A 9,999-nucleotide genomic window follows, 5' to 3' on the forward strand; every position below is an offset into this window, starting at 1 on the left:
ATCGTCGCTATGAAGAAATGTTTAACTATCCCCAAGGCATGCTGCAAATCGGAATTGCAGTTTCTGACTTGGTTCGCTTCAATGCTGAGCGCGGACTATTGGGGCCTGGGGCCATTGACGAGCATGTTCAACGACGTCTTAAACATTTGATGCAAGGAAAGCCTTATCGTGTTGTACGCAAGCATCATAACGGCCACGTTATCGAGATAAAGGGCAACCCTCTTCCCGATGGAGGCTATGTCACCACTTATGACGATATCACCGACTTTATGGCCGCTCAGGATGAACTCGAACAAAACAATCTTTACTTGGAGCAACGCGTGCAAAGCCGTACCGCTCAGATTGAATCTATCAATCAGGATTTACGTAAAGAGATTGAACTGAGAAAAGAAGTTGAAGAGCAATTGCTAAAGGCCAAAGCCGTGGCAGAAGAAGCGAATACCACTAAATCGCGCTTTCTGGCCCTAGCCAGCCATGATATTTTACAACCAATCAACGCCGCTCAGCTCTATGCCAATACCTTGCTAGATGTAAAAGAAGACCGTCGAGACATGAGCACTATCGTGCAAATTCGGGATGCGATTCTAAGCGCCGAAAGTATCATATCCTCACTACTCGAAATAGCCCGACTGGATACCGGCACCCTGTCGCCACAACTCAGCCGATTCAAATTAGACGATATCCTTCAACCCCTGGTAAATGAATTTAAAGTATTGGTTAAGGACGAGGTTGAACTACATTTCGTACCCAGTTCACTGGTGGTAGAGTCCGATAAAAAATATCTGCGACGAATCCTGCAAAACTTCTTTTCTAATGCTGTTAAATATACCGAAAGCGGTAAGATCTTGGTCGGCTGCCGTCGCGAAGGTGAACGCGTGAGAGTGTGCGTCTATGATACTGGCTCAGGCATCGCGGAAACCGACCAGGCGCGTATTTTTTCAGACTTCTATCGAGCCCCGACTCAAAAGAGTATTGCCGGTTTAGGCCTAGGGCTGGCTGTTGCAGAGCGTTTAGCAGAACTACTTCAACACCCCATTTCTCTCGATTCAAAACTAAGGAAGGGCAGCTGTTTCTCTATATCCTTACCTCAAAGCCACTTACCCAAAATCATCGAGGCTCCGCAAGAGATCGCTAATGAAAGCGATATCGAAGGTTTAAATGTCATTTATGTTGATGACCAACAGGAAAACCTTAAAGCTACCGAAGCACTGCTCAACAAATGGAACTGCAAGATGCTGTCTTACAACAGTGCCGAAAGTATTCTCGATGATAGTACCAAACACTTTGTACCTGACGTGCTACTCATGGACTACCAGCTGACGCATGATGAAGGCGAAGACAAGTATTCAAACGGTATCAAATTAGCGAATGAGCTATTAGAGATATGGGGGCAAGACGTTCCCGTCTGCATCATTTCAGCCGCCTCCGAACCAGAGTTGGCGAGTATAGCGAAAGGGCAAGGCTTCAACTTTTTAAGCAAACCGCTTAAACCCGCGAAGCTTAGAGCCTTATTGAGCCAGTTAGTGCGACGAAAAAAGCAAAGCTGATGAGTTAAGCTCAAGACAGCTCTTTTTGACGCGCTATCGCTTTCTTAATTTGCTTATTTCTTAGGTAGGCTGCTCGGAGTGTGGAGATCAAGCCACCAATAAGTACGATCACCAAGAGAGTTTTACCATCTTCGGTTTCTAAGCCGCCAACCATATAAATAGCTAATAGCGAGAATGTGACAAGAAATATAGTCACCTGAAGAGAGAATGGCATTTTATTCATTGCTTTGATGGCCCAAAGTATCAGTTTCACTTAAACGCTGAGCTACTTGCTCTATCGTTTCACAGCTCTCAAGTAGCTTGGTCACAGATGATAAGGGCGCTTCATAGAGCCCTTCGAGAAAAAACTCTCCCAAACCATATCGCTCAATTGCCAGTTTTTCAACTGGAGGCGTGAATTGAGCGTCGATTTCAGGGGTATTCCCACGTGCATCGATACGGTACCAACCATAGTCAGGCAGGTGCACAGCGTTTAGTGCATGCAAACAAAAGCTAGGGGTGTCATCGAGACGTACACGTTGATAGCATATCGCAGTCGGAATTTGATTCGCTCTAAGTAAAGCAGCCAATAAGTGGCTTTTTGCGTAACAAAAACCTGTTCCGTGTTCAAGCACCTGAGAAGCTGAAACCGTTACCGGATTCAATCGGTAATCCCAACTGTGTTTTATTTCATCACGCACAAACTCAAAACACCTTTGGGCGATTACGTAGCAATTTTGCCTTCCTTGCGCTAACAAACTTGCCTGACGTTGCACGGCTTCGTGCTGCCAATCGATATAGGGGCAAGCCTGCAGATAAGCTTCCATTTCGTGACTACCTATTATTCTCTTCTGAGCGGAGAATTCTATAACATCAGCTACACCCTGCAAAAGGAAGCAAACCGCAAAATGGTAATATTCTATGAGGTAGCAATTTCTATTATTCGTAGGCAGAGGCCTCCGAGCCTCGCTAGCGGTTTAGCACGGTGGCAGATTCTAGCGAGGGGTGAAACCCTCTGTTTACGGGTATGATTAGAGTGTATTGATGAAGCTATCTATTCTGGCATTCACCTCATCTGCTTGCTCGGCAAATACCATATGACTGCCACCCGGTATAAGAGCCAGACTTGCATTAGCTAAAGCCTTCTTGAGGTAGTCAGCGTATTTGGGCGGGGTCATAATATCCTGATCACCCACTATGATTAAGCTAGGCAAGTCGATACTCGCTAGCTCGTTCATCAGATCAAAGCCATTGCATGCTTGCAAGTCTCTTAGTAAAACACCTGCTCCATTTTCCTGCATTGCGGCATTAATTTTACTGCGTAGCGGCTCATCAATTCTATGATTCATTGCCAGCACAGACTCGGGAATCCTGTCGTCCCCTTTAGCGAACAGGTCAGTAAGTTTATCTAATAAAGTTGGCAGAACTTTTAAACGAGCACCTGCACCGATTAGAACCATCCCTTTGAGCGAGCGGTGCCCTTGCGCTGCCAAAGCCAGTACCACGGCACTACCTAAGGAGTGCCCGACCAGTATGACATCGTCTAGCGTATCGAGATAAGTGCCAACAGACTGTACATAGTCTTCCATAGTTTTAAGCTTTGGGCCATTAGGATGTCCCGGTAAATCAACCGCTTCCGAGTGGCTGAAATGCACAAGCTGCTGCTCCCAAACCACACTATTCATACCCGAGCCATGTATAAAAACCAGCTTCATAGACTCACCTTTCTAAACAGCCGATGCCAAGTTACGACTAGAGGCTTCCGAGAACAAATAGCTTTGCATCGCTCTTAGTAACAAAGTTTGCGATAAGCTCACCTCACCCACTGTATTCAACATGGTTGATAGATCCTGCTCCGTCAATTTGTGTTCCTGACTATCGGAATATATCGCTTGGGTTACGACTTGTTTATGCTCATCAGTATTACGTTTAAGCTCCGTGTACATTTCTAACAAAACCACCTCATTGCGATGGTTAAATAAGTTACTCACCCCGGAATAAAAAGCCTCTACCTGAGCAATAATTTGTTGATAGGTATTATAAATAAAGAGGTTATCAGACTGTCTGAGATAGCTTAGATCATGACGAATATCTTTAACCTCCTTGGCGGCATAGGTGGCATTTCGAATTGCTTCCAATATCTGCTCAATACGCTCAGATTGATCTGTTTCAACGCGCCCTTTCTGCACACGATAAGCAAACTCTACGACCTCACCTTCTAGCTGTTTAATATCTTCATAGCCATCATCAAACTGATCCGTATCATTCAAATACCCTGCATTCTCCGGCTCTGAGCCAATCAATTTACTTTGTTTAATATTAAGGGTATTAATATTAAAACAGGCCAGATTTAACACCAATACACGGCTAAATAGATGAATTGACTCTGACTCCAGGGCCAAGAGGGATTCTTCCACTTCACCTTCTGGAATTGACTTGATATGGCAATTAATGGCACTGGTATCTTCTTTGAAGAGCCTTTCCAGCATGCGTGCAAATGCCCCCAAAAAGGGAATAAAGAGGCAAATACCAATTACATTAAAGGTACTGTGGAAGGCGACCAAACCAAGTAAAGGGTCTTCGACTTGGTAGACATCATTGATAATTTTCAACAGCAAAGGCAAACATAGGAGTGCCAATAAATCGGTGATCAGGTTGAAAAAGAAGTGCGCTGCTGCCACCTGCCTTTTAATTGGCGTTCCTTTTAAGGCACCGAGCATAACAGTGCCGGTGGTTCCTAGGTCTGCACCGATCACTAATGCCGCCGCTTGATCTAATCCAATTATTTGAGCATTAAGTGCACTCAAGGTGATCATCATTGTCGCGGAGCTGGATTGAATGATGGCCGTGAAGATAACGCCCACTAGAAAAAAAACAAAAATTCCATACTCTTTGAATATAGAGACATCGAAGCTTTGCGAAAAAGCCTCAATGCTATCTTTCATCAGCACCAAGCCCATCAGCAACAGCCCTAAGCCCATTAATAGGCGACTCATGTGACGGAGCTTTTTATCATCACCAAAGCTAACTAAACCTAAACACCCCAGACCCAGCATCGGTAGATAGAAAGCAGACAAACTGAGCTTAAAGCCCAAGGTTGCAACGATCCAGCCGGTAAACGTTGTTCCCAGATTAGACCCTAGAATGATCCCCAGCGCATTGCGCATATCGAGAATACCGGCCCCGACAAAGGCCAGCGTCATTAAGCCAACAACCGAACTGCTCTGCAGAATGGCTGTTGCGACCGTCCCACCTAGTATCGACTTTAAAGGATGAGTTGTATGCTTGCGCAGCATGACTTTCAAGGAACGACTGCTTAAAGCCTTCAAGGCCTTCTCTAGTTGATCAATACCAAATAGAAATACCCCGATTCCTGAAATAAACTCTAGTAACTGAAATTGCTCCATATCCAACCTTAATTATTGACCGAGACTATTTACTAATTCAGTTCAAATTCCTGACCAGGCTCCGGTACACAAGCTTTCAAACCCAACTGCTCTTTTATCTTCATACGCATTGAGTCAGAGGCACTACGCTCACCATGGGTAACGAACACTTGCTTGGGGGAGATCTTTGACGCACGCAACCAGTCAATAATTTCTTGATAGTCGCCGTGGGCAGACAGGCTACCACTATGATAAACCTCCGCTTTCACAGGGTAGTACTGGCCGTGTATTTTGACTTCAGCAGCACCACTGACCAGGGTATCACCTCGCGTTCCAGGTGCCTGAAATCCGATAAAAACGATACTGTGCTGATGATGCGGTAAGAGATTTTTTAAGTGGTGTAAAACTCTGCCACCACTTGCCATACCGCTGGCAGAGATGATTACTGAAGGATAAGAACTGCCATTAAGTGCGATAGACTCTTCAGCGGTGCGTACAAAATGAGTTCCATGGTCTATTTCAGCACACTGGCTGGCACTAAGCTTGTGCTCTTTATTGTGCCGACAATAGATCTCGGTCGCCGTAATCGCCATGGGGCTATTGAGAAATATGGGTAAGTCAGGTATTCGCCCCTGTTTCTTAAGCTCTTGAAGAATATGAAGATTAATTTGCGTACGGCCAACCGCAAAGGAAGGCATCAAGACAATGCCACCGCGCTTACTGGTTTTATTGATGATTTCTTCAAAGAATGCAAAGGCATCGATATCTTCATGTAGTCGATCACCATAAGTCGACTCTACCACCAAGTAATCTGTTTCACTTAGCTTTTGAGGCGCTTTCATTACCAAGTCATCAGAGCGACCAACGTCTCCACTAAAGGTTATGCTTCTTCCCAAGGCGCTAAGTCGAATAGAGGCGGCACCCAGGATATGCCCAACCGGCTTGAATTCAACCTTCACCCCTTTAAGGATCTCTATTTCCTTATTCATCGAGACAGGTTCAAATAATTCCAGCGATGCGTTCGCATCCTCTTCCGTATAAAGAGGCAACGCAGGAGAGTGCTTAGAGAATCTTTTTCGATTTGCGTAGCGAGCATCTTCTTCCTGAAGGAAACCGGCGTCAGGTAGAAGCACACCACACAGGTCTAAGGTACCACTACTACAATAGATTACACCCTTGAATCCGGCCTTCTTAAGAGCAGGAATATAACCACTATGATCTACATGCCCATGAGTCAGTAAGATAACGTCGAGACTTGAGGCATCGATCGGAAACGGTTGCCAGTTCTTGTCTCGTAGGTTTTTTACCCCTTGAAACATACCGCAGTCAACCAGGACTTTCTTGTCGTTTATAGTCAGAAGGTATTTGGAACCTGTAACTGTACCAGCACCACCGATAAATTTTATTTTTAACATGCTCTTATCCTTAGACTCGTTATTCCAAGCATACAAAATCAAGGCCTAAAATGTATATATGTTTTGAGGAAGCCATCACTCAGTTAAGCTAGGCAAGGAGTTCCACTCCTCACATGAACCTTCCCCGAACCTCACGGCCAGTTAACAGTAGAAGACTCTGGCTACAATAATATAGTGTTAAAACGCTCCATGAACCGACCGATATCAAGTCACGACATCAATTATTGACGCCCATGAATAATTTCATGTTATTTTATGAATATTCGTATAAGAAAAATCAGGTAACGCAATGAGCCGCACCAGTGAGCCCAACAAAACTGCCCAACAGGAACTTAACTTCCTGCAATTAAAACGAATGCATATCGACACGCATCAAGAGCCTGTCATTTATATGCATAAAAATTGCCACGTCTGTCGCTCTGAGGGATTTTATGCCCAAAGTCGTGTGCGTATCACCACTGAAAAGAACAGCATTATTGCAACAGTAAATATGGTGACTAATGGAGACTTGTCTCGTCAGGAGGTTGGCCTGTCCGAGTCGGCATGGAAATTACTGAGTGCCGATGAAGGCGAACGGGCTTACTTTTCCCATGCAAAACCGGCCGATTCGATGAGCGCAGTTCGCGGCAAAGTCTACGGTAATAGTTTTAACGACTACTCTAGCAAGCATATTATTCACGATATCACGAGAGGCTACTATTCTGACATTCAGCTAGCCGCCTTTGTCACCGCTTGTGCAGGAAACCGACTCAATACCGACGAAATTATTTCCCTTACCAAGGCCATGGTCGATGCAGGTAGTCAACTCGAGTGGGGCAGTGAAAAGGTGATGGATAAGCACTGTGTTGGAGGCTTACCTGGCAATAGAACGACACCCATCGTCGTCGCTATTGTAAGTGCTGCCGGTTTGATCATGCCGAAAACTTCCTCACGCGGTATTACCTCACCTGCCGGTACCGCCGACACCATGGAAACTCTTGCTCCCGTGACCTTGAGCATTGAGCAAATGAGATCAGTAGTTGAACAAGAAGGCGGCTGTATTGCCTGGGGAGGCTCAGTTAGCCTTAGCCCGGCAGATGATATTCTGATTCGTGTCGAACGTGCACTCGACCTTGATAGCGAAGGCCAATTGGTCGCATCGGTGATATCCAAAAAAGTGGCTGCCGGGTCAACACATGCCTTAATCGATTTGCCGGTTGGCATTACCGCCAAAGTTCGCGATATGGACTACGCGACAAAACTATCGACACAGCTAGAACGAAGCAGTGAAGCCTTAGGATTAAAAATATCCTGCCTAATGACAGATGGCCAACAACCCGTGGGTTTCGGCATCGGCCCTGCCTTGGAAGCGCAAGATATTTTAACCGTACTACAAAATAGCCCGCTAGCACCTCAAGACCTAAGACAGAGAGCACTACTGATTGCTGCAAAGATTTTGGAAATGGGCGATGCGGCAGAGCCGAATCACTGCCTTGATAGGGCCACAGAAATTCTGGATTCAGGCAAAGCCTGGACAAAATTCCAAGCTATATGTGAGGCGCAGGGAGGTATGAGGGAACCACCCAAGGCCCCCTATCGTCATGAGGTATTCTCGGATAAACAGGGTATAGTTTGTTACATCAATAACCGCTTTATCAGTAAACTGGCTAAACTCGCTGGCGCGCCCTCTGCAGCTGCCGCCGGTATACTCTTTAAGACCCATTTAGGGGATATAGTCGATATTGGTACACCACTTTTTGAACTGCACGCAGAAACAAAAGGTGAACTTGAATATGCGATCGACTTTCTAAGCGCTCACCCTGATGCTATTCGAATTGAGGAAGAAACTCTATGAAACCTTTAATTTTTGACCTCTACGCTGCACCTGAGCTATTCGCTGCGCTATCTACGGAGTTAAATGCAGAACCTGCCAAGTTGGAACACCGCCAGTTCCCTGATGGTGAAACTTACATGAGAGTACATAGCGATTACCAGCAGCGTGAAGCCATTATAGTCTCGAATATGCACCAGCCAAATTCAAAGTTTCTACCCTTGGTTTATCTTTGCGAAACCTTACGCGAGCTTGGAATAGCCAGTATTACCTTAGTCTGTCCTTATCTTCCCTATATGCGTCAGGATATTAAGTTTCACGAAGGAGAGGCTCTGACTTCACGCTATTACGCTAAGTTGTTAAATCAGTATTTAGATCGCTTAATCACCATCGACCCTCACCTGCATCGCTACCATTCACTGGGTGAAATTTACACAATGGAAACACACACTCTGCAAGCTAACCCTTTAATAGCCTCATGGGTTAAAGAAAATATTGAGACCCCCTTGGTGGTTGGCCCTGACAGTGAAAGTGAGCAATGGGCTGCGGCGGCAGCAGACATGATTGGCTGCCCCTACTTAATTCTAGAAAAACAACGTTTCGGCGATAAGAACGTAGAAGTTTCGAGCCCAAATGCTCAAGACTTTGCACAAAGAACCCCCGTACTTATTGACGATATTATCTCGACAGGTCGGACCATGATTCGTACTGCCGAAGCGCTTGTAGCCGAAGGTTTACAAGAGCCTATATGCATTGGTGTGCACGCACTTTTCTCTGAAGATGCATACTGTGAAATGTCTAAAGCACCGATCAAAGACATACTAACTTGTAACACCGTCCCCCACTCAACAAACACTATAGATATTGCCAGTATTATTGCAGAAGTCTTGAAGTAATAAAGCCAAATGTTAACTCACTTGAAACATTGACTATAAGATTTACAAAGCCACATTTTTATCATACGAAGCTTGCGCACAACTTAGACGAATAATCACTTTATAGTGCTTGAAAAACTGGCATCAAAATCATCACCGCTATTATCTAAGTGATTTCACAAAATTTTGCAGAGATCTTGTAAATTCGTGGACCTGCCCACACCTTCTAGCTGTACAGTTTTTGATCGCACCGATAAAATATCGCTAACACTTTGTAACAGTAAGAGGTCGTTACCGTGCACGATGGATCAAACTTTAAAGAAGCGGAGTCTTCTCACTTAGGTAATCAGGACTCTCGTATCGTCCCGATCGATTTTGATAAACTAAGATACTTAGCTTCGAACAAGCCAGAAGCATTTGAGCGTTACCGTGAAGAGCTCTATCAACAAGCAATCGAGCAAGCACCTATTGAACTTCAGCGCCGTTTGAAAGGAGTGCAGTTCAGGATAAATATGGCCAGGCAAGGTGCCAGAAGCCCATTATCGTCCTGTATGAGACTTTCAGAAATGATGCATGATTCGTTTGTGGAACTACAACTGGCATTGGCAAACCCACGAAAGTATTTACAGGAGCAAAGCAGCAAGCCTGCGGAAAGTGCGGAGATTGTTGAGTTGTTTCCCAAGTAGAGCCTGCCCCGTGCTACCCCGTCAGCGAGCCGTGGAAGGCTCTGCCTACAAGAACAAAAAAGGGGAACCGCTATGGCTCCCCTTTTTTAATTTCTTTGCTGGTTTATAGCAATTCTTCCAACTTAGCCATTACCTTATCAGCAAACTCTGTTGTGCTTAGAATCTCGATGCCCTGACCAGGCTTAGACAAGTCACTTGTAGAGAAGCCTGCTTCGAAGACGCTCTGCATAGCAGTCCAAACCGCTTTCGCTTCTTCTTCCAAACCAAAACTCATGTCCAGCATCAATGCAACAGAACCAAT

The 9,999-nt window shown here is 45.2% G+C and carries 10 protein-coding genes; 4 read left to right on the top strand and 6 right to left on the bottom strand.

The window, feature by feature from the left end:
* A partial coding sequence (locus A3757_RS23890) for a PAS-domain containing protein (RefSeq protein ID WP_156506542.1) occupies window positions 1-1,547 on the top strand: 1,547 nt, incomplete at its 5' end.
* A 10-nt stretch (window positions 1,548-1,557) separates the two neighbouring features.
* Here the strand turns inward: A3757_RS23890 and A3757_RS23895 are convergent.
* The 5 genes from A3757_RS23895 to A3757_RS23915 form a co-directional block, all read right to left on the bottom strand.
* Window positions 1,558-1,770, bottom strand: a complete 213-nt coding sequence (locus A3757_RS23895; RefSeq protein WP_156490258.1) for a hypothetical protein — start codon at window positions 1,768-1,770, stop codon at window positions 1,558-1,560.
* Window positions 1,763-2,353, bottom strand: a complete 591-nt coding sequence (locus A3757_RS23900; protein ID WP_068552973.1) for a transglutaminase family protein — start codon at window positions 2,351-2,353, stop codon at window positions 1,763-1,765. The genes A3757_RS23895 and A3757_RS23900 overlap by 8 nt, the downstream gene beginning before the upstream one ends.
* A gap of 204 nt (window positions 2,354-2,557) precedes the next feature.
* Entirely contained in the window at window positions 2,558-3,241 is a 684-nt protein-coding gene (locus A3757_RS23905) for an alpha/beta fold hydrolase (protein ID WP_068516584.1), read from the bottom strand.
* 12 nt (window positions 3,242-3,253) lie between these two features.
* Entirely contained in the window at window positions 3,254-4,933 is a 1,680-nt protein-coding gene (locus A3757_RS23910) for a Na/Pi cotransporter family protein (RefSeq protein WP_068740421.1), read from the bottom strand.
* A 32-nt stretch (window positions 4,934-4,965) separates the two neighbouring features.
* Window positions 4,966-6,327 carry an MBL fold metallo-hydrolase RNA specificity domain-containing protein gene (locus A3757_RS23915; RefSeq protein WP_068552972.1) on the bottom strand — a complete coding sequence of 454 codons (1,362 nt, stop codon included), beginning with the start codon at window positions 6,325-6,327 and terminating at the stop codon, window positions 4,966-4,968.
* Window positions 6,328-6,616: 289 nt separating this feature from the next.
* Here A3757_RS23915 and A3757_RS23920 point away from each other — a divergent pair, with 289 nt between their 5' ends.
* The 3 genes from A3757_RS23920 (at window position 6,617) to A3757_RS23930 (ending at window position 9,698) form a co-directional block, all read left to right on the top strand.
* Window positions 6,617-8,161 carry a thymidine phosphorylase family protein gene (locus tag A3757_RS23920; protein ID WP_068510370.1) on the top strand — a complete coding sequence of 515 codons (1,545 nt, stop codon included), beginning with the start codon at window positions 6,617-6,619 and terminating at the stop codon, window positions 8,159-8,161.
* Entirely contained in the window at window positions 8,158-9,033 is an 876-nt protein-coding gene (locus A3757_RS23925) for a ribose-phosphate pyrophosphokinase (RefSeq protein WP_068552971.1), read from the top strand. Before A3757_RS23920 ends, A3757_RS23925 begins: the two co-directional genes overlap by 4 nt.
* A gap of 275 nt (window positions 9,034-9,308) precedes the next feature.
* The gene (locus A3757_RS23930) at window positions 9,309-9,698 is read left to right on the top strand and encodes a DUF3135 domain-containing protein (protein ID WP_068510366.1); all 390 of its coding nucleotides are present in this window, start codon (window positions 9,309-9,311) and stop codon (window positions 9,696-9,698) included.
* Between the two features lie 103 nt (window positions 9,699-9,801).
* On the opposite strand, the gene A3757_RS23935 is transcribed toward A3757_RS23930, so the two are convergent.
* Window positions 9,802-9,999, bottom strand: a 198-nt coding sequence (locus A3757_RS23935) for an isocitrate/isopropylmalate family dehydrogenase (protein ID WP_197470278.1), incomplete at its 5' end; no start/stop codon positions are given.

The organism is Oleiphilus sp. HI0117 (assembly GCF_001635235.1).

Excerpts from the sequence above, each read along its gene's own strand:
- A3757_RS23895 (WP_156490258.1), bottom strand. The coding sequence starts at position 1,770 with ATGAATAAAATGCCATTCTCTCTTCAGGTGACTATATTTCTTGTCACA.
- A3757_RS23900 (WP_068552973.1), bottom strand. The coding sequence starts at position 2,353 with ATGGAAGCTTATCTGCAGGCTTGCCCCTATATCGATTGGCAGCACGAA.
- A3757_RS23905 (WP_068516584.1), bottom strand. The coding sequence starts at position 3,241 with ATGAAGCTGGTTTTTATACATGGCTCGGGTATGAATAGTGTGGTTTGG.
- A3757_RS23910 (WP_068740421.1), bottom strand. The coding sequence starts at position 4,933 with ATGGAGCAATTTCAGTTACTAGAGTTTATTTCAGGAATCGGGGTATTT.
- A3757_RS23915 (WP_068552972.1), bottom strand. The coding sequence starts at position 6,327 with ATGTTAAAAATAAAATTTATCGGTGGTGCTGGTACAGTTACAGGTTCC.
- A3757_RS23920 (WP_068510370.1), top strand. The coding sequence starts at position 6,617 with ATGAGCCGCACCAGTGAGCCCAACAAAACTGCCCAACAGGAACTTAAC.
- A3757_RS23925 (WP_068552971.1), top strand. The coding sequence starts at position 8,158 with ATGAAACCTTTAATTTTTGACCTCTACGCTGCACCTGAGCTATTCGCT.